Source organism: Sideroxydans sp. CL21 (assembly GCF_902459525.1).
Taxonomy (GTDB): domain Bacteria; phylum Pseudomonadota; class Gammaproteobacteria; order Burkholderiales; family Gallionellaceae; genus Sideroxyarcus.
Map to the genome: position 1 here is coordinate 3,553,685 of NZ_LR699166.1, position 20,468 is coordinate 3,574,152.

General features: G+C 55.6%; 13 protein-coding genes and 1 pseudogene. All 14 read right to left on the minus strand.

Annotation, left to right across the window (positions count from 1 at the left end; all coding sequences use genetic code 11):
- Window positions 1-46: 46 nt before the first annotated feature.
- On the minus strand, window positions 47-1,459 hold the full coding sequence (locus tag QOY30_RS17015) for an FAD-binding oxidoreductase (protein WP_283745812.1): 1,413 nt from the start codon (window positions 1,457-1,459) through the stop codon (window positions 47-49).
- Window positions 1,460-1,736: 277 nt separating this feature from the next.
- Window positions 1,737-2,750, minus strand: coding sequence for a hypothetical protein (locus QOY30_RS17020; RefSeq protein ID WP_283745813.1), 1,014 nt, complete (start codon window positions 2,748-2,750; stop codon window positions 1,737-1,739).
- 55 nt (window positions 2,751-2,805) lie between these two features.
- Window positions 2,806-4,980, minus strand: a complete 2,175-nt coding sequence (locus QOY30_RS17025; protein ID WP_283745814.1) for a primosomal protein N' — start codon at window positions 4,978-4,980, stop codon at window positions 2,806-2,808.
- Window positions 4,981-5,275: 295 nt separating this feature from the next.
- Entirely contained in the window at window positions 5,276-6,340 is a 1,065-nt protein-coding gene (gene hemE / locus QOY30_RS17030; protein ID WP_283745815.1) for a uroporphyrinogen decarboxylase, read from the minus strand.
- A 13-nt stretch (window positions 6,341-6,353) separates the two neighbouring features.
- On the minus strand, window positions 6,354-7,817 hold the full coding sequence (locus tag QOY30_RS17035; protein ID WP_283745816.1) for a glutamate synthase subunit beta: 1,464 nt from the start codon (window positions 7,815-7,817) through the stop codon (window positions 6,354-6,356).
- A complete protein-coding gene (locus QOY30_RS17040) occupies window positions 7,817-12,493 on the minus strand; it encodes a glutamate synthase-related protein (protein ID WP_283746083.1) in 4,677 nt (1,558 codons plus the stop codon). Before QOY30_RS17040 ends, QOY30_RS17035 begins: the two co-directional genes overlap by 1 nt.
- 92 nt (window positions 12,494-12,585) lie before the next feature.
- Window positions 12,586-13,710, minus strand: a complete 1,125-nt coding sequence (locus QOY30_RS17045; protein WP_283745817.1) for a deoxyguanosinetriphosphate triphosphohydrolase — start codon at window positions 13,708-13,710, stop codon at window positions 12,586-12,588.
- Complete coding sequence (aroB, locus tag QOY30_RS17050; RefSeq protein ID WP_283746084.1) at window positions 13,703-14,785, minus strand: 3-dehydroquinate synthase; 1,083 nt, start codon at window positions 14,783-14,785, stop codon at window positions 13,703-13,705. Before aroB ends, QOY30_RS17045 begins: the two co-directional genes overlap by 8 nt.
- Window positions 14,786-14,845: 60 nt before the next feature.
- Window positions 14,846-15,349, minus strand: a pseudogene (locus QOY30_RS17055) (shikimate kinase); the annotation flags it as partial.
- Between the two features lie 91 nt (window positions 15,350-15,440).
- Complete coding sequence (locus QOY30_RS17060; RefSeq protein ID WP_283745818.1) at window positions 15,441-17,360, minus strand: type IV pilus secretin PilQ; 1,920 nt, start codon at window positions 17,358-17,360, stop codon at window positions 15,441-15,443.
- A 159-nt stretch (window positions 17,361-17,519) separates the two neighbouring features.
- Window positions 17,520-18,032, minus strand: a complete 513-nt coding sequence (locus QOY30_RS17065; RefSeq protein WP_283745819.1) for a pilus assembly protein PilP — start codon at window positions 18,030-18,032, stop codon at window positions 17,520-17,522.
- The gene (locus QOY30_RS17070; RefSeq protein WP_283745820.1) at window positions 18,029-18,658 is read right to left on the minus strand and encodes a type IV pilus inner membrane component PilO; all 630 of its coding nucleotides are present in this window, start codon (window positions 18,656-18,658) and stop codon (window positions 18,029-18,031) included. Before QOY30_RS17070 ends, QOY30_RS17065 begins: the two co-directional genes overlap by 4 nt.
- Window positions 18,659-18,663: 5 nt before the next feature.
- Window positions 18,664-19,251, minus strand: coding sequence for a PilN domain-containing protein (locus QOY30_RS17075; protein ID WP_283745821.1), 588 nt, complete (start codon window positions 19,249-19,251; stop codon window positions 18,664-18,666).
- Window positions 19,248-20,348 (minus strand): pilus assembly protein PilM, encoded by a 1,101-nt coding sequence (locus QOY30_RS17080; protein ID WP_283745822.1) that lies wholly within the window; start codon window positions 20,346-20,348, stop codon window positions 19,248-19,250. Before QOY30_RS17080 ends, QOY30_RS17075 begins: the two co-directional genes overlap by 4 nt.
- Window positions 20,349-20,468: the final 120 nt, after the last annotated feature.

Below are 20,468 nucleotides of genomic sequence, written 5' to 3' on the forward strand. Positions count from 1 at the left end.
GTCAATGCGAACGGATTCTTGAATCACGCATGCCGGCTCAATAAACTCAAACCACTTTCCCGGGATTCATCAGCCCTTGCGGATCCAGGGTGCTCTTGATGCTGCGCATGAGCTCCAGCTCCAGTGCGCTCTTGTAGTGGGTGACCTCTTCGCGTTTGAGCTGGCCAAGGCCATGCTCGGCGGCGATGCTGCCCTGCAGCTTCGCCACGAATTCATACACGATGTGGTGCACTTCCTTCTCATGTTGTGCGAGGAACATCTTGTTCTGCACAGCGTCCGGCATGGAGGTGTTGTAGTGGATGTTGCCGTCGCCCATATGGCCGAAGGCGACAATGCGGACACCGGGAAACGCCTTGCGCAGTGCGGCACTGGCTTGTTCGATGAATTCCGCCACGCGGCTGATCGGCACCGAGATATCGTGCTTGATGCTGAGACCTTCCCTCTTTTGCGCCTCGGCGATGTTCTTGCGCAGCTTCCACCAGCGCTCGGCGTCATCCTTGTTGGTGGTTACCTCGAACTCGACGATGCCGCTGCCGTACGAATTCAGCGCATAGCGCAGGGCTGCATCCAGCGGCGCAGGCAGCACATCGGCCAGGCGTGTGATGACGAGCCATTCATGCTTGATGGCGAACGGTTCATGGGTCTCGGGAATATTTTTGAACACCAGGTCCAGGCACGAGCGCGAGATGAACTCGAAGGCGTCGATCGTGTCGCCGCAGTTGGCACGCAGGTGTGCCAGCAACTCCACCGCTGCTGCCGGGTCGCGCACCGCGATGCAGGCGGTCGCCACCGACTTCGGACGCGGAAAGAGCTTCAGCACCGCGGCGGTGATGATGCCGAGCGTGCCTTCCGCACCAATGAATAACTGCTTGAGGTCATAACCGGTATTGTCCTTGCGCAGGCTGCGCAGGCCGTCCCAGATGCGTCCGTCCGGCAGCACCACTTCCAGCCCCAGCACGAGATTGCGCGCCGTGCCATAGCGCAGCACGTTGATGCCGCCCGCATTGGTGGACAGATTGCCGCCGATCTCGCAGTGCGGCGCGACCGCAGTCAGCCCGAGCGGGAACAGCCTGTCCGCCGCTTCCGGCGCCGCATACAGTGACTCCAGCTTGCAGCCTGCTTCCACGGTCATGGTGTAGTTGGTGGGATCGATGGCGCGGACGCGGTTCATGCGCGAGAGGTTGATGACGATCTGCGGTATCGGCCCCGCCAGCGGTACCGAGCCGCCGCACAAACTGGTGTTGCCGCCCTGCGGCACGATGGAAATTTTGTTCGCGGCGCACAGCTTCACGACGTCGCTGACCTGCTGCGTGTCGGAAGGAAACACCACTGCCAGCGCTTCGTTCGCATAGCGACCGCGCCAGTCCTTGCCGTAAGGCGCGGCGTCCACGCCGGTCAATACGCCGTCGCGGCCGGTAATGGCGACCAGGGATTCCAGTACTTGTGGTTCTATCGTCATCGTTTTCTCTGTTCAAGCGAGATCGCCATTGTAGCCCTGTGCTGTGTCAGCGTGGAGGCGGGAATGCTTTGCTTGCCTTGCCGTCAGCCCAAGAGGGACGGATGTTTTCAGGCATGCAAGCCGTCAGGCCAGAAGGGACGGCACTCTTCAGGCATTTTAGCTGTGGATCACCTATCGACGGGTGTTGCGGGAATGCTTTTGCATGGATGAAAGATGCCCATCATTCAGAGCGATGAGTCTTGTAGGGTGCAATAAGCGCAGCGCTATTACCGTGTGGCTAGTCGTTAGTCGCAACATTACTCGACTCATCGAGACGGATGGCGCACTCGACAACGAACATGATGCAAAACCCAATGTAGTCATGATCAATTTCCTTGTGAGCTATCTTCTGAATTACATAGTTACCGCCCATCATCCGCATTACGATTGGAAGGCGTGACCGGAACTTGACATACTTCTTGTAGTTGATTCCGAGAGAAAGAATACGAACGGCATTTTGAAGTTCTTCAATTGACTTCTTTGCGGCATCGACAAAATCCCCCACGCGGTCAAGCCCATTACCCCGAAGTCCAATTTGACTAGCGGACATGAAATCCATACTTGATCCAAACGAGAATGCCCGGCGAGAAATTCCACTTGTCACCTCCAATGTATATGAGTCAACCAACTTTTCGTAGGCTAGCGCTATTTCATGTGTTGATTCTTCATACGCATTCCTTGTGGCAAAGTCCGTCGCTTTTTTGAGATGCAACTTAACCTCATTGTTTGAGACGTACTCGATTAAAGAAAGCTCCGAGAACTCTAGGCCAAACACCAGTAGAGATGCCTCTGTGAAGAATTCAGTCACGGAAGCGCGAAATGATTCGATATCTAGCCTTGATGGAAGCGTACCGGAATGCTTGAGCGATACTCTTGCCTTGTTAAGGCGCCGCATACTCTCCTTTTGCGGAAGCTCGACTCCGGCGAGCTTTGGACTCAAAATATCCCAGTAATCAAGGAAGCTGGGTTGCCCCTTCCCTGCATTTAGATGCTCAGATGAAATCTGCAAGAAGAATTCGATTGAATCGTGAAACGTTAAAAGAGATGCGGCGGCCTGAATTTCGGGAAGCCGAGATTGATCGATTGCCAGCGTGTAAAGATATTTGGCAAAAGAGAGGCGCTGAAGCATCGAGTGATGAAGTGTCATAACGGCTAACGTAAAGTAGGCGGCAAAATCGCCGTATATTCTGGAGTAGTCCGCCGTATATTCTGTGTCTGCATTCCCATCTCCTTGATCTTTTAAACCCCACAAACGATAACACGGCGTTTGGCCATGTAAAAGCGGCGTGCCCTACGCTGTCTAACCCTCAAAACTCCATCGGATCAACATCCAACACCCAGCGCAATTTGCCCGCAGGCAACGCATCCAGCACCGGCTTCCACGCCCGCAAAAATTCCCCCAGCGCCTTGCGCTTGTCGCTCTGCACCAGCAGTTGCGCACGGTAATGGTTGGCGCGTTTGGGCATGGCGGCGGGTACGACGCTGTACACCTCGACCGGCATGTGCAATTCCTGCGCTGCGCCGCGCGCCTGCTTCAGAAAATTGTAGGCATCGCTTTCCTGCTTGCCTTCCGCACTCAGCAGCGCCTGGTACACGAACGGCGGGAAGCCCGCCATCTGGCGCTCGGCCAGCAGGGTCTGCGCCCAGATCTCGTAGTCGTGCGCGCGCAGGGCCTGGAACAACGGATGATTGGGGAAGGCGGTTTGCACGATGACTTCGCCGGCTTTGTCGGCGCGTCCGGCGCGGCCACCGACTTGCGTGAGTTGCGCGAAGAGTTTTTCCGAGGCGCGGAAGTCGGCGCTATAGAGCGCGCTGTCCGGGCTGATGACGCCGACCAGAGTGAGGTTGGGAAAGTCGTGGCCCTTGGCCAGCATCTGCGTGCCGATCAGGATGTCGGCCTCGCCGTCGTGGATCTGTTTGCGCATCGCATTCCACGCGCCTTTGTTGCGCGTGCTGTCGCGGTCCACGCGCAGGATGCGCGCTGCGGGAAAACGGGTTTGCAACGTCTCTTCCAGGCGTTGCGTGCCGATACCCACCGGCTTGAGGTCGGCATCGCCGCAGGTGGGACAGGCGTTTGGCACGCGCTGCTGTGCGCCGCAATGATGGCAGCGCAGGCTGCGGTCTTTCTGGTGCAGCACCAGCTTGCCCGCGCAGTGCTTGCACTCGGACAGCCAACCGCAGGAAGTGCACATCAGCACCGGCGCATAGCCGCGGCGGTTGATGAAGATCAGGCTTTGTTCCTTGCGCTGCAACCGCGCCTCGATGGCAGTAAGCAGTGGCTCGCTCAGGCCGTCCTGCAGCGGCAGCTTGGTGATGTCCATACAGCGCACGACGGGCAGGGTGGCGGGCTGCACGGCGCGTTGCGTGAGCTTCAATAATTTGTAGCGTCCGCTCTGCGCGTTGTACCAGCTTTCCAGCGAGGGTGTGGCGGAGCCGAGGACAATGGGCACGCCGCGCTGGTTGGCGCGGAAGATGGCCACGTCGCGCGCCGAGTAGCGCAGGCCGTCCTGCTGCTTGAAGGAGGGGTCGTGCTCTTCGTCAACCAGGATCAGGCTCAGTTTCGGCAACGGCGTAAAGACTGAAAGACGCGTGCCCAGCACGATGCGCGCTTCGCCGGACTGCGCCTTGAGCCAGTTCTGGGCGCGCTCGCCGTCGGCGAGGCCGCTGTGCAGGCTGACCAGGTCAATGTCGGGAAAACGGCTGCGGAAATAATTTTCAAGCTGCGGCGTAAGGTTGATCTCGGGTACCAGCAGCAGCACTTGGCCGCCGCGCTGTAACATTTCATGCATCAGGTGCACATAGATCTCGGTCTTGCCGCTGCCGGTGATGCCGTGCAGCAGGAAGCAGCCGTAGCCGGTTTGCTGCGTGACAGCATCTACCGCCTGTTGTTGTTCGCTAGTGAGTGCATGCGCATTGTTGAAGGTGTGCGTGGTGCGCTCCACTGGTGCGATGGTCTCGACCCAGCCCTCTTCGAGCAAAGACTTGAGTGCAGTTGGCGCGCTGGGTGACAGGTTGCGCAGCTGCGCACCGCTGAGCGGTGCCTCGCGCAGAGCCTGCAGAATACGTTGCTGCACGACGCGACGTTTGGGCAATGTCGCGATATCCAGCGCCCTTCCTGTGGCGCTCAGCGTGTAATCCAGAGACTGTTTCACGACAATCGGTTCCACGGCACGCAAACGCGTGGGCAAGGCAGAGAGCACGGTCATACCTAGGGGATAGTGGTAATAGTCGCTGCAAAAACGCAGCAGGGTCAGCAGCTCTTCCGGCAGCGGCGGCACATCGTCCAGCACTTTTGTTACCGGTTTGATCCGATCCATGGCAAGTGTCGAATCCTGAATCCACTCCATCGCCACACCGAGCACCTGTTTGCGCCCGAATGGTACGAGCACCCGCTGCCCGATTCCGAGCAATGTGTCTGCACTCACGAAATAATCGAAAAGTGTTGACAAAGGCACGTCCAGCGCGACGCGAATGATGGGCATTTTATGGATAGATTCTCTGGTGAATTCTGTGAAGTTTAGCTAATCCGCTTGAGCCGATTGGAGATTTTTTCTTATGCACATAAGCTGTGGATAACTGTGTGGGCAACTACCCGATAAACAGGCTAACTCCTAATTGTATATACGGTTTTTTTCTGTCGCCCAAAATCTATCCAGGGATATAGCCTTTTAATAAACAATTACTTATATAGCAAACAAAAAAGCCACGGAAAAATAGATCCGTGGCCTTCAGATATAAATCAAGCTGTTTATAAGGTTTAAAGACTGGGCTTGATTCTTAATGATATTTTTTGCTTAGCTCATGTACTGCCTGCACCAGCGCGGCGGCATTCTCCGGGTTGGTGTATTGCGAAATCCCGTGCCCCAGGTTGAACACATGACCGCCGCCGTATCCGTAGCTGGTCAGGATTTTTTCCACTTCGTCACGTATCACTTCCGGCGTCGCAAACAGGACGTTGGGATCGAGGTTGCCCTGCAGGGCGACCTTGTGGCCAACCTTCTGCCGCGCGATGCCGATGTCCATGGTCCAGTCCAGTCCGACCGCATCGCAACCGATGTCGGCGATGCTCTCAATCCACAGGCCGCCGCCCTTGGTGAACACGATGCTGGGAACCTTCACGCCGTCATGCTCGCGCTTCAGCCCCTGCACGATGCGCTGCATATAAGGCAGCGAGAATTGGTGATAAGCCGCGTGCGACAACGCACCGCCCCAGGAATCGAAGATCATCACGGCTTGCGCGCCCGCTTCGATCTGCGCATTCAGATATGCGGTCACGGCATCCGCAGTCACGCTGAGGATGTGGTGCATGAGCTTCGGCTCCTTGTACATCAGGGTCTTCACCTTGGTGTATTCGCTGCTGCTGGCGCCTTCTACCATGTAGCAGGCAAGCGTCCACGGGCTGCCGGTAAAACCGATCAGCGGCACGCTTCCATCCAGCGCCTTGCGGATCTGCGACACGGCGTCGGTCACATACTTCAAATCGGTTCCGATGTCCGGCACGCGCAGTGCCTTGATCGCGGCCTCGGTATTCAATGGGCGCTCGAACTTGGGGCCTTCGCCTTCGGAGAAATACAGACCCAGACCCATTGCGTCCGGTACGGTGAGGATGTCTGAAAACAGGATGGCTGCATCCAGCGGAAAACGCTCCAGCGGCTGCAAAGTCACTTCCGTGGCCAGGTCCGGGCTCTTGCACAGATTGAGGAAACTGCCCGCGCGTTTGCGCGTGGCGCAATACTCCGGCAGGTAACGCCCGGCCTGACGCATCATCCACAACGGGGTGTAGTCGGTCGGCTGGCGCAACAGGGCGCGCAGGAAAGTGTCGTTCTTTACTTTGAAGTTCATTTTTTATCTTTTCTTATCGGGGCAAAACGCTACTGCCCATCAGGAACTCATCCACTGCACGCGCCGCCTGACGACCTTCGCGGATGGCCCACACCACCAGCGATTGGCCGCGGCGCATGTCACCCGCCGCAAATACTTTTTTCACGTTGGTCTGGTAGCAGCCTGCACCGTCGGTCGACGCTTTCGCATTGCCCCGTGCGTCCTTTTCCACGCCGAATGCATCCAGCACCTGCGCCAACGGATTGGTGAAGCCCATCGCCAGCAACACGAGGTCGGCCTTGAGCTCGAATTCGCTGCCGGGAACCTCGAGCATCTTGCCGTCTTTGAACTCGACGCGCACCGCCTTGATCGCCTTGAGCACACCGTTCTCGCCGATGAATTCCTTGGTCGAGATCGCCCAGTCACGCTCGCAGCCTTCTTCATGCGAGCTGGACGAGCGCAGCTTGAGCGGCCAGTTCGGCCAAGTCATCGGCTTGTTTTCCTGATCCGGCGCGCGCGGCATCACTTCGATCTGTGTGACCGATGCAGCGCCGTGACGGTTGGAGGTGCCGACACAGTCGGAACCGGTATCGCCGCCGCCGATCACGACAACGTGTTTGCCGGATGCACTGATGTTATTTTTGGGTCCGCCCGCATATTCCTTGTTTTGCGGAACGAGGATTTCCATCGCGTAGTGCACGCCCTGCAATCCACGCCCCGGAACCGGCAGATCGCGCGGTTGCTCCGAGCCCCCGGCCAGGATCACTGCGTCGAATTCCTTCTGCAGTTGTTTCGGGCTGATCGTTTTCGTTGCGTCGTTGGCAATGCCTTTGCCCGGTGCGTCCGTGCCGATAAACGTATTGGTCTGGAACTTCACGCCTTCGGCGGCCAGTTGTGCCATGCGCCAATCGATCAGGCGCTTGTCCAGCTTGAAGTCGGGGATGCCATAACGCAGCAGGCCGCCGATGCGGCTGTTCTTTTCGAACACGGTGACTGCATGGCCTGCACGTGCCAGTTGCTGCGCGGCCGCCAGTCCCGCGGGGCCGGAACCGACCACGGCAACTTTCTTGCCGGTTTTTTTCTTCGCCGGTTGCGGCACGACCCAGCCATTTTCGCCACCCTTGTCGATGATGGCGTGCTCGATGGATTTGATGCCGACCGCGTCATTGTTGATGTTTAGCGTGCACGCCGCTTCGCACGGGGCGGGGCAGATGCGGCCTGTCACTTCGGGAAAGTTGTTGGTGGAGTGCAAGACCTCCAGCGCTTCCCTCCAGTTGCCGCGGTACACCAGGTCGTTCCAGTCGGGGATGATATTGTTGACCGGACAACCGTTGTTGCAGAACGGGATGCCGCAATCCATGCAGCGCGCGCCCTGCTGCTTGGCTTCGGCATCGGTGAGATGTGCGACAAACTCGTGATAGGTTTTTACTCTTTGTTCAACCGGCGCGTAACCTTCGCTGACGCGCTGAAATTCCATGAACCCGGTTGGCTTGCCCATTATGCGGCCTCCTTTTGCTGCGCCGCAATTTCAAGCAACGCACGACGATATTCGGTCGGCATAACCTTCACGAATTTTGGTAGATAGGTTTTCCAGTTATCCAGTATCTGTTTTGCACGGGTACTGCCGGTGAGATGCAAGTGCTTTTCGATTTTGCCGCGCAATACCGCTTCGTCGGCCTTGTTCAGGTGATTGAAATGCACACGGCCATGCGCTTCCACTTCGCCGGTTTCGCTGGCAGCCACTTCTTCGGGAATCGCTTCCAGTTGCACCATGGACATGTTGCAGCGTTGCGGGAAGGTGCCGTCTTCGTCCAGTACATAAGCTACGCCGCCGGACATGCCCGCCGCAAAATTGCGACCGGTCTGACCCAGCACTACCACCATACCGCCGGTCATGTATTCGCAACCGTGATCGCCCAAACCCTCCACCACGGCGGTCGCGCCGGAATTGCGCACCGCAAAGCGTTCGCCAGCCACGCCGCGGAAGAAGACTTCACCGGCCGTTGCGCCGTAGAGCACGGTGTTGCCGACGATGATATTGTCTTCCGCCACCAGCTTGCTGTCGTCGGCCGGTTTGACGATGATGCGCCCGCCGCACATGCCTTTGCCCACGTAGTCGTTGCCTTCGCCTTCCAATTGGAAAGTAATGCCGTGCGCGAGGAACGCACCGAAACTTTGACCTGCCGTACCCACCAATTTCACGCGGATCGTGTCATCCGGCAGGCCCGCGTTGCCATGGCGTTTCGCTACTTCATACGACAACATGGTACCGACGGTGCGATTGACGTTGCGTATCGTGGTTTCGATGCTCACGACGCGTTTTGCGTCCAGAGCTTCCTTGGATTGTGCGATCAGATCGTTGTCCAATGCATGCTCCAAACCGTGATCCTGTTCCTCGGAATGGAAGCGCGCCACCCTGACAGGCATGTCGGGCTGATGGAAAACCTTGGAGAAATCCAGTCCCTTGGCTTTCCAATGCGTGATGCCTTTGCGCATGTCGAGCAGGTCGCTGCGTCCGATCAGATCGTCGAACTTGCGTATGCCCATCTGCGCCATCAGTTCGCGCACTTCTTCGGCGACGAAGAAGAAATAGTTCACCACATGTTCCGGCTGGCCGGTAAATTTCTTGCGCAGTGCCGGGTCCTGCGTGGCCACGCCGACCGGACAGGTGTTGAGGTGACACTTGCGCATCATGATGCAACCCTCGACCACCAGCGGTGCGGTAGCAAAACCGAACTCGTCCGCGCCAAGCAGCGCACCGATCAGCACATCGCGACCGGTCTTCAGCTGGCCGTCCACTTGCAAACCGATACGGCCGCGCAACTGGTTCAGCACCAGCGTCTGTTGCGCTTCGGCCAAACCGAGTTCCCACGGCGTACCCGCGTGTTTCACCGATGATAACGGTGAAGCGCCGGTACCGCCGTCAAAGCCGGCGATCACGATGTGGTCTGCCTTGGCTTTGGACACGCCTGCAGCCACGGTGCCCACGCCGACTTCAGATACCAGCTTCACTGAAACGGAAGCGGAGGGATTGGAGTTTTTCAGGTCGTGAATGAGCTGCGCCAGATCTTCAATTGAGTAGATGTCGTGGTGCGGCGGCGGCGAAATCAGGCCGACACCGGGCACCGAGTGGCGCAGCTTGCCGATATATTCCGACACCTTGCTGCCGGGCAACTGGCCGCCTTCGCCGGGTTTCGCACCCTGCGCCATCTTGATCTGGATCTGGTCGGCACTGGCCAGGTATTCGGCGGTAACGCCGAAACGACCCGATGCGACCTGCTTGATGCGCGAACGCAGCGAGTCCCCCGCCTTCATGGTGTGATCGGCTTCGATGCGATGCTTGCCGATAATGTCGGACAGCTTTTCACCGCCGTGCAGTACCTTGAAACGGTTCGCGTCTTCTCCGCCTTCGCCGGTGTTCGACTTGCCGCCGATACGGTTCATCGCGATGGCCAGCGTGGTATGCGCTTCTGTAGAGATGGAACCGAGCGACATCGCGCCGGTCGCAAAACGTTTGACGATTTCCTTGGCCGACTCGACTTCTTCCAGCGGTACTGCCTTGCCCAGCGGCTTGATCTCGAACAAACCGCGCAACGTCATCTGGCGCTGCGTCTGGTCGTTGATGAGCTTGGCATATTCCTTGTAGGTCGCCGCGTTGTTGGAACGTGTCGCATGCTGCAACTTGGCGATGGATTCCGGCGTCCAGGTGTGTTCTTCACCGCGTGTGCGCCAGGCATATTCGCCGCCTGCGTCCAGCATGTTTACCAGCACAGGATCGTTGCCGAACGCCGACAGATGTATGCGCACTGCTTCTTCCGCCACTTCCTTGAGGCCAATACCTTGTATCTGTGTCGCCGTTCCGGGGAAATATTTGCCGATGAAATCGCTGTTGAGGCCGATCGCTTCAAAAATTTGCGAGCCGCAATAGGACTGATAGGTGGAAATGCCCATCTTGGACATTACCTTGAGCAGGCCCTTGTTGATCGCCTTGACGAAACGCTTCTGCGCATCCTTCACCGACAAGCCCGCGGGCAGTTCCAGTGACGCGAGGCTGTCATATGCCAGCCACGGATAAACTGCTTCCGCGCCGTATCCTGCAAGCAAAGCAAAGTGGTGCACTTCGCGTGCAGAGCCGGTCTCGACGACCAGGCCTGTGCTGGTGCGTGATCCTGCTTTCACCAAATGATGGTGCACTGCAGCGGTTGCCAGCAGGGCAGGAATTGCCACGCGCTTTTCATCCAGGGCCCGGTCGGAAAGAATCAACACATTCAAACCGGCAGCCACAGCCTTGTCGGCTTCTTTGCACAAGGCCTTGATGGCGACTTCGCAGCCCGCTGCGCCGTTCTTCACCGGATAGGTAAGGTCCAGCACTTTGGATTTGTATTTGCCTTTGGTGAGCTTATCGATGCTGTGCAATTTGGCCGCATCCTCTTGCGACAACACCGGCTGGTGCACTTCCAGGCGCGGTGCCGGCTTCGTTTCGTCGACGCCGAGCAGGTTGGGCTTGGAGCCGATGAAGGAAGTGAGCGACATCACAATCTCTTCGCGGATCGGGTCGATCGGCGGATTGGTCACCTGCGCAAACAGCTGCTTGAAGTAGTTGTACAGCACCTTGTTTCTGTTCGACAGCACTGGCAGTGCGGCGTCGCTACCCATTGAACCGGTGGCTTCTTCGCCCGCGGTCGCCATCGGCAACATGATGAACTTGAGGTCTTCCTGCGTATAACCGAATGCCTGTTGCGCATCCAGCATGCTGACTTGAGATTCGTATTTTTCGTCAACCTTGGGCAGATCGTCGAGTATGTAACGCGATTGCTCAATCCACTTGCGGTATGGCTTGGCCGTGGAGAGCTGATGTTTCAGTTCGGCGTCGTCGACGATGCGTCCGGCTTCCATATCGATGAGGAACATCTTGCCGGGCTGCAGGCGCCATTTCTTGATGATCTTGCTCTGCGGGATCGGCAGCACGCCCATCTCGGAAGCCATCAGCACCACGTCGTCGTCGGTAATGAGGTAACGCGCGGGGCGCAGGCCGTTACGGTCCAATGTCGCGCCTATCATGCGGCCATCGGTGAAGGCCACGGCGGCGGGGCCGTCCCACGGCTCCATCAATGCGGCGTGATATTCGTAGAACGCACGGCGTTCTTCGTCCATCAACGGATTGCCAGCCCAGGCTTCGGGAATCAGCAGCATCATCGCGTGCGGCAATGAATACCCGCCCGCCACCAGCAACTCCAGCGCATTGTCGAAGCAGGCCGAGTCGGATTGGTTCTCGACGATCAGCGGCCACAGTTTGTCGAGGTCCTTGCCCAGGAACTTGGATGACATCGCCGCATGGCGTGCCGCCATCCAGTTGACGTTGCCGCGCAGGGTGTTGATCTCGCCGTTGTGCGCGATCATGCGGAACGGATGGGCTAGATTCCAGGTGGGGAAGGTGTTGGTGGAGAAGCGCTGGTGCACCAGCGAAAAAGCGCTGACCAGATCTTTGTCCTGCAGGTCAAGGAAGTATTTGCCAACCTGATCGGCGAGCAGCATGCCCTTGTAGACGATGGTCCGCGAAGACATGGAAGGGATGTAGAAACCCTTGCCCTGTCCTTTGGGCAGCGCGCTGATCGCGTGTTCGGCAGTCTTGCGGATGACAAACAGTTTGCGCTCAAATGCATCTTGATCTGCTGTCTTCTTGCCACGCGCAATGAACACTTGGCGCACTACAGGTTCGACCGCTTTTACGCTTGCGCCCAGACCGCTGTTGTCCACCGGCACATCGCGCCAGCCCAGCAGGATCTGGCCTTCAGCCTTGATCTTGTCGGCAATGATTTTTTCACAGGCGGCGCGTGCCTTTGCCTCGCGCGGCAGGAACAACATGCCGACGCCGTAGTCCCCTGCAGGCGGCAGCGCGACTTTGTCCCTGGTCAGTACCTTGCGCAGGAAAGCATCCGGAACCTGAATCAGGATACCTGCACCATCACCCGCAAGCGGATCGGCACCGACCGCACCGCGGTGCGTCAGGTTCTCCAGAATTTGCAACCCTTGGCTGACGCGGTCGTGACTTGCGAGACCTTTGATATGTGCGACGAAACCGACACCACATGCATCATGTTCATTGCGCGGATCGTATAGACCCTGTTGCGCTGGCAACGACGAATTGTTCACCTTGCTCCTCACCTCGATCATCCAACAAAATGGCGGCACGTGCCGCCTTCCAATTTTTTATGCGAAAGGGCGGGAATGCTACCTTAAACCGGGGGTGGAGGGCAACCGGCTGATCAGATCTCTTCTATGGCAAAAATACGCCGATGCTCGCGGATGGCGTAACGATCGGTCATTCCGGCAATGTAGTCCGCCACGGCACGGGAGCGCTCGGATTCGGCCGCCGGGTTGAATTGGTGCGGCAATAGTCGCGGATCTTCATAAAACACATTGAACAGGTCACCTATGATGCGGCGTGCCTTGGCTGTCATGCGCATGACCTTGTAGTGTCGGTATAAATGGGTGCGCAAGAAGGCTTTCAACTCGCGGTTGAGTTCGTGCATTTCTGCGCTAAAAGCCACGATCGGCGGGGCAGCACGCACATCTTCCACATTCTGCGGTGCATACTTCCGGATGTTTTGTTCTGTCTGTGCGATGAGGTCGGTAACCAATGTGTTGATCATGCGGCGTACCGTTTCATGCACCACACGGCGCTCGGCGAGATCCGGATAGCTTGCACGCACTTCTTCCAGATGCCGCGCAAAGAGCCGCACCGAAGACAGCTGTTCGAGCGTGACCAAACCGGACCGCAGGCCGTCATCGACATCGTGGTTGTTATAGGCAATCTCGTCGGCCAGATTGGCGATCTGAGCTTCCAGCGAGGGCCGGAGGTTTTTGAGGAAGCGTTCGCCCACTTCGCCCAGTTGTGTGGCGTGCTCCGGGGAACAGTGTTTGAGGATGCCTTCGCGCGTCTCGAAGCACAAGTTCAGGCCGTCAAAGGCCGCGTAGCGTTCTTCCAGCACATCCACCACGCGCAAGGATTGCAGGTTGTGCTCGAAGCCGCCATGATCTTTCATGCAGGCATTCAGCGCGTCTTGGCCGGCGTGACCGAATGGCGTGTGCCCAAGGTCATGAGCCAGCGACACTGCTTCAACCAGGTCTTCATTCAGCCTCAATCGCCGCGCTATGGAGCGGGCGATCTGCGCGACTTCGATACTATGGGTAAGACGGGTGCGAAACAGGTCGCCTTCGTGATTCACAAAGACTTGCGTCTTGTATTCGAGCCGGCGGAACGCTCCGGAATGGATGATGCGGTCGCGATCACGCTGAAATTCGCTACGCCCCTGCGGCGCTGGCTCGGCATACTTTCTGCCATGCGCGCTGATGCTGACCGCATAAGGAGCGAGTTGAAGATCAGGCACTGCAAGCCTCCAGTGTTTGCTCTAATAGCGGCTGCGGTACGTCGCTCGTGATCACGGCGTTTCCCAGCGTCTTCAGCAAGATGAAGCGTATCTTGCCGTCCTCCACTTTTTTATCCAATCCCATCAGTTGCAGATATTTCTCGGCACCCAGCCTTGGGCCGACTACGGGCAACCCAGCGCGTTCAAACAGTCTGCGTACGCGCAGCACGTCCTCAGAATGCAACCATTCAAGACGCTGCGACAAATCTGCTGCCATGACCGTTCCCGCTGCCACACCTTCTCCGTGCAACCACACGCCATAGCCCATGCCGTTTTCGATGGCGTGGCCAAAGGTATGCCCAAGGTTAAGTAGCGCTCGCTCGCCGCTTTCGCGTTCGTCTGCGCCGACTACTTCAGCCTTGTTACGGCAACTGCGTTCAATGGCATACTGCAACGCGCCTGTATCTCTCGCCAGCAGTTTCTCCATGTTGGCTTCAAGCCATTCCAGGAATGGCAGATCGCGTATCAACCCATACTTGATGACTTCGGCGATTCCGGCGCGCAGTTCTTTGTCCGGCAAGGTATTGAGTGTTGTTGTGTCCGCCAGTACCATGCCAGGCTGGTAGAACGCTCCGATCATGTTCTTGCCCAGTGGATGATTGATGCCGGTTTTCCCGCCAACCGAGGAATCCACTTGCGACAGCAATGTGGTGGGTATCTGAATGAACGGAACGCCGCGCAAATAGGTTGCTGCAGCATAACCGGTGATGTCGCCGATGACTCCGCCGCCCAAAGCGATGAGAGGTGTACTGCGCTCACTGCGCGCCGAGAGCAGTGCGTCATAGATAATATTCAGGGAATCGCCGTTTTTATATTGTTCCCCGTCCGGCAGGATGATGGATTGCACTTGCACGCCGTTCGAGCCCAATTTTTCGCTCAGGCCATGCAGATACAGTGGCGCAACAGTAGTGTTGCTTACGATAACTGCACGCTTATGCGGAATATGGGGCAGCAGTATTTCAACGTTATTCAGCAGTCCGCTTCCGATATGGATGGGATAGCTGCGTTCCGCCAGCCCTACGTGCAAGGTTTCCATCGCCGTTTCATTTCCTGTCATTTGACTGAAGTCTTCCAATTTATGCTGGAGCCTCTCCAGCAATATCTGCACGCTTTGCTTGCCGGTATGGATGATCACATCGGCAGTTTCCATATAGAGCGGATCGCGCAGATCGTGCAGCTCTTGCAACTTGGCGCGTGGATTGCCTGTCTGCAATAATGGGCGATTGTGATCGTGACGGGTACGTTGCCACAGATCATGAACACTGCTCTTCAAGTACACCACAACACCGTTCCGTTTCATCATTGGACGATTGTTCGCGCTGAGTATCGCCCCTCCTCCGGTCGCCAGCACGATGTTGTCCAGTTTGAGCAATTCCTGAATTACACAACCTTCACGTATACGAAACCCCGTTTCTCCTTCGACATCAAAGATGTGTGGAATAGTGACACCGGTGCGCCGCTGTATCTCTTCGTCGCTGTCGATGAATGTCTTGCCAAGCTGTTTGGCAAGCAGCTTGCCCACGGTGGTTTTGCCGGAGCCCATCATTCCCACCAGAATGATATTTCCCGACAATCGCTTGTTTTGTATCGTGTTGCCCATTGCGTGATTGTATCGGAAACTTGGCGGTCCCAGCTTTGGCCAAAAAGAAAAAGCCCGGCATCGCCGGGCTTTTCAACAAACAAAACCACCTTTAATTTATACCCAAGGTATCTTTCACAATTTTTGGCGTGATAAACACCAACAATTCCTTTTTGGTTTTTATCAAGTTGTCGTTCTTAAAGAGCCATCCCAACACCGGTATATCCCCCAAAAACGGAATCTGTTGTTTCGAATCTGTGTCGTCTTGAGTGTATATTCCGCCGATGACCACCGTACCCCCATTATCCACCACCGCCTGGGTTTCCACTTTATTGGTATTGATACTGGGCACGCCGGAATAGATGCTGCCCACCGTATCGTTGTGCACGACCACCTTCATCGCTATGCGATCATCGGGAGTAATCTGCGGAGTCACTGTCAGGCCCAACACTGCATTCGCGAATGCGATGCTGGTTGCACCAAAGCCGGTTGCCAATTGATACGGAATTTGGACTCCGGACTCAATGGTCGCTGCGGTCTTGTCTGACGTCAGCACACGCGGACTGGCGATATTTTTGGTATATCCATCAAGCTCAGAGGCTGTCAATTCCAACGTCAGCACCTTGGTGGCAGATGCGTTGAACAAGCTGAGTGTCATGCCGCCCATGCCGGAGCCCGCGCCAGGCATATTGTTTACGGTAGCAAGCGCCGCCCTGTTTCCCGCTGGTCCTGCGAATCCCGGGGGAACTGTCGATCCCGGACCTGCATAGCTTAAGCGCCCGCCCAAGGTTCGGTTAACGGAATCGCCAGCTGCAACGAAACGCGCTTCAATCATCACTTGGCGCACAGAAACATCGAGTTGCTTGATCAGATTGCGCACCTCTTCCAGACGAGATGGAACGTCCTGTACAAATAGCGTATTCGTGCGCAAATCCGAAACTGCCGAGCCGCGTTTCGAAAGCAAGCCTGAATCCTTGTTCTTTAGCAGTATCACCATATCGGCGGCTTTGGCATAGCTAAGCTGGAAACTTTCAGTTCGTGTCACTTCAAGTTCACCGATTTCCTGACGGGCCGTAAGATCAATCTTTTCTTTGGCGGCGATTTCTTCGCGGGGCGCTACCTGGATTACATTGCCGTTCTTGCGCATGTCCAATCCTTTGCTCTGCAATATGATGTCCAGTGCCTGATCCCAGGGAACATCTTTCAGGCGTAACGTCAGATTGCCTGAAACAGTGTCGCTGATAACCATGTTCAAGCCGGTAAAATCGGCAATTACGCTCAACGCTTCGCGCGTTGAGATATTCTGGAAATTCAGTGTAAGCTTTTCGCCCGCATAGCCGGTTTGGTTCCCCTTGACCAATTTATTCGGGTCTTCCGCAACCGCTTTGACTTCAATGAAAAACTTGTTATCGGTCTGATAGGCCGAGTATTCCCACTGACCCTTGGGTTCTATTGCCAAACGCACGTTCTCGCCTTGGGTAAACGTATCTATCGTTTGGACCGGTGTTCCGAAGTCAGTTACATCCAGCTTGCGCAGCAAATTGCTTGGCAGACTCGTACCCTGAAAATCCACCAGCAGCAAACGGCCTTGTTGCTTTATATCGATGCCGACATCCATATCCGAAAGGTCGATCTGCAGCTTACCTTCACCATTTTTGCCACGGCGAAAATCTATGTCACGCAAACTGTGTTGTTGCGCTCCAGGCTTCACTTCAGCAAAGTGCGACGTAACTGCATCGCCCCCTGCAACTCCCCTGCGTTGCAGAGTTATCAGAAGATTGTTTCCATCCACACGCGATTCATAACTTAACATTTGGGACAAATTCACAACCAGGCGTGTGCGGTTACCGGCCTGGACGATATTAGCGCTCCGCAGATCACCTTCACCGAATTCCTGGGTCGATTTACCCAGCCCGTTCTCCGTATTGGGAAAATCGAAGGCAATACGTGGCGGGGTGTTGATAGCAAACGTAGTAGGTTGGCCGGTTGGTGCATTTTTCAGACCCACTGTGATCACCACCTTGCCGCCCAATTCGTTGGTCGCACTGATAGTCTGGATGCTATTCAATCCATCTGTATTCGCTGGTTCTTGCGCCTGAGCAACGGGCACACCGAAAAGCAGAGCGACTGTCACTATTCGGATGACGCCCAGAACCGGATTACTGAATTGTTTCATCGTCTTCACTCCTATTCACTCAACCAACTGTAGGCTACTTTCACGTTCGGACCAGTCGCCAACGCTGTCTTGAACCATTTCCTTGATTTTGACTTCCGTTTCCGTCACCGAAGTGACCTGTCCGAAATTCAAACCGATGTAATTTCCAGCCTTGATGCGATAGATTTTGCCCTCGGTAGAGCGAATCACTGCTTGCCCTACTCCTTTTTGTGACAGGAAGCCAACCATCTTCAGGCTTTCCAGAGGAAAGTCTTCCAATTCTTCTTTGGGACGATTCAGATTAGGTTGATTCTGTCCACCGTGACCGGCGTTTCTTGCATCCGGTTTACGCGGTTTGAAAGGGTCCGGCAGATTAGAGTCATTATCATATGTAAACGACTCATACGGTTTGATATCGGGAGGGGGTTCAACTTTGCCACGCATGTCCGCACCTGCGTTCTTGACGAAATCGCGCAGATCCTGGAATTCTTCGCCGCCGCAACCAACCAGCAATAGTGATGCTAAAAATATTAAATGAGCAGACCTCATTTTTTGGCTCCAGCAGCCTTGGCTGCATGCTTTTGCGCTGCCAGTTCGTCTTCATCCAGATAACGGAAAGTCTTCGCTGTTGCATCCATGGTCAAAACTCCGCCCGTTCCTGGAGCCACGCTGATATCGTTCAACGTCACAATACGCGGCAGCTGCGAAATATCACTTGCAAATTTACCCAGATCGTCATAGTTGCCCGTTACCTTGAGGGTAATCGGCTGTTCGGTAAACACACCGGTCGCGGCTTCCTGCCCCGGCCTGAACAAGTCAAACTGCAATCCGCGTCCCAAACCTGCCTGATTGATGTCGGTCAGCAACGCGTCCATCTCTGATTTACTCGGCAATTGTTTAAGTAGTGCACCAAAAGACTGTTGCGTATCGATCAATTGTTTCTTGATGATGTCGAGATTAATGGCTTCACGCTTCTTCGCAAGAAACGTATCCCGCAGTTTGTCTTCTTCCTGGCGTGCCGACTTCAAATTATTCCATTCGTCTTGCCAATCAAATACCGCACCTGCTGCCACGACCACCATGAATAGCGCTGCAAAAGCAGCAATCTTGATGAGCCACGGCCAGCTTCCCGGGGTCTTGGGGTCGATGTTCTTCAGTTCTTCAATAAAATTCATTTTCCTTAACCTTTCGCGCCTGGCTTCACAGGTGCGGGTGTAGCCGGCGCCGCCTGCTTGGTCAGGTTAAAGTTGAGGGAAAACTCGCTCAAGCGTGCTCCGCCAACGGTCGATGCATGAACCTCAATCAACATTGGCGTATCCAGCCATGGTGAATCTTCGATCGAGCGCATCAATGTCGAAACTCGCGCACTCGACTGGGCGTAGCCGACGATGGCGATTTTGTATCCGGTCTGTTTGAGGCTTTTCAGATATACCCCGTCCGGCAAAATCCGTAACATCTGATCGAGTAAATGAACGACATCCGACCGGGTACTTTGCAGATTCTCTACTACCGTTTTGCGCGCAAGCAAAGCCTGGGTTTGTTCGCGCAGTTTTTTGATCTCGGCAATCTGCTTATCAAGTATCGCAATATTTTGATTCAGGAAAGTGTTGCGCCGTTCCTGATAGGAAATCTGTGTACTGATAGCGACATGGACAAAACCGACCAGTACTGCACCCAGTATCAGCGAGATAACGCTAAACACAATGAACTGCATCTGACGGGCTTTGCGCTTTTCCGCACGGTGCGGTAACAGGTTTACACGTATCATGAGGGATCGAACCTCCGCATAGCCAAACCGCACGCGATCATCAATGCAGGTGCGTCCATCTGCAACTGCCGGGGCTTGATCCGGCTGGACAACGTCATCAATTCAAACGGATTGGCCACCAGCGTACTGACCTGTGTACGTGTCGCCACCGCTTCATCCAAACCCGGAAGCGCAGCACAGCCGCCTGCCAATACGACATAGTTCACTTCGTTATATTGCGTCGAGGTAAAGAAAAACTGCAACGCCCGCGACACTTCCATCGCGATATTTTCGCGGAAGGGCGACAGCACGTCGCTTTCATAATTTTCCGGCAATCCGCCATTGCGCTTGGCAGACTCCGCCTCTTCGGCAGATAACCCAAAAACGCTTTGAATCTGCTGGGTGAGTTGTGCTCCGCCCACCTGCTGATCGCGCATATAGACCGACTGACCATTGCGCAACACATTCACGTTCATCACGTAGGCGCCGATGTCAACCAGCGCGACGCATTGATCCGCCGCCCCGCCCGGCAACTGGGAACGTATCATCTCGAAAGCCGCTTCTGCAGCATACGGCTCCACATCCACTACGATCGCTTTCAAACCTGCCGTCTGCGCTGCAGCAACACGGTCTTCGACGTTCGCCTTGCGTGATGCTGCCAACAGCACTTCAACTTCATCGGGATTGTTCGGCGCTGAACCGATCACTTGAAAGTCCAGATTGACTTCTTCCAGCGCAAAAGGGATGTATTGGTTCGCTTCGCTCTCAACCTGATATTCCAGATCGTCCTCACGCAAACCGGCAGGCAACAATATTTTCTTGCTGATCACTGCCGCCGCGGGCAACGCAAGACTGACGTTCTTGATACGAGAGCCCAAACGCTTCCAGGCTCGCTTAACCGTATCGGAAACAGCATCCAGATTATTGATGTTACCGTCGCTCACTGCATCGACCGGGAGCATCTCGATGGCATAACGCTCTACTACATACCCATTCTTTTTAGGTGCCTGACTCAGCTCCACCATCTTGACCGAGGACGAACTGATGTCCACCCCGATCAAGGGTGGTGTGGAGGTACTCAGAAAGTCTAATGGGATATCAAAATTTCCTTTGATCATAGACTGGTTAGCGCTCATCCGTACTAAAGTGGTTTAAATCCTAGCAATAACTCCAGCAAGTGTAAAGTTTTTTTTATGAACTCGATTTCCGAGCCTAAAAAGATATAATCGCCTGATAGT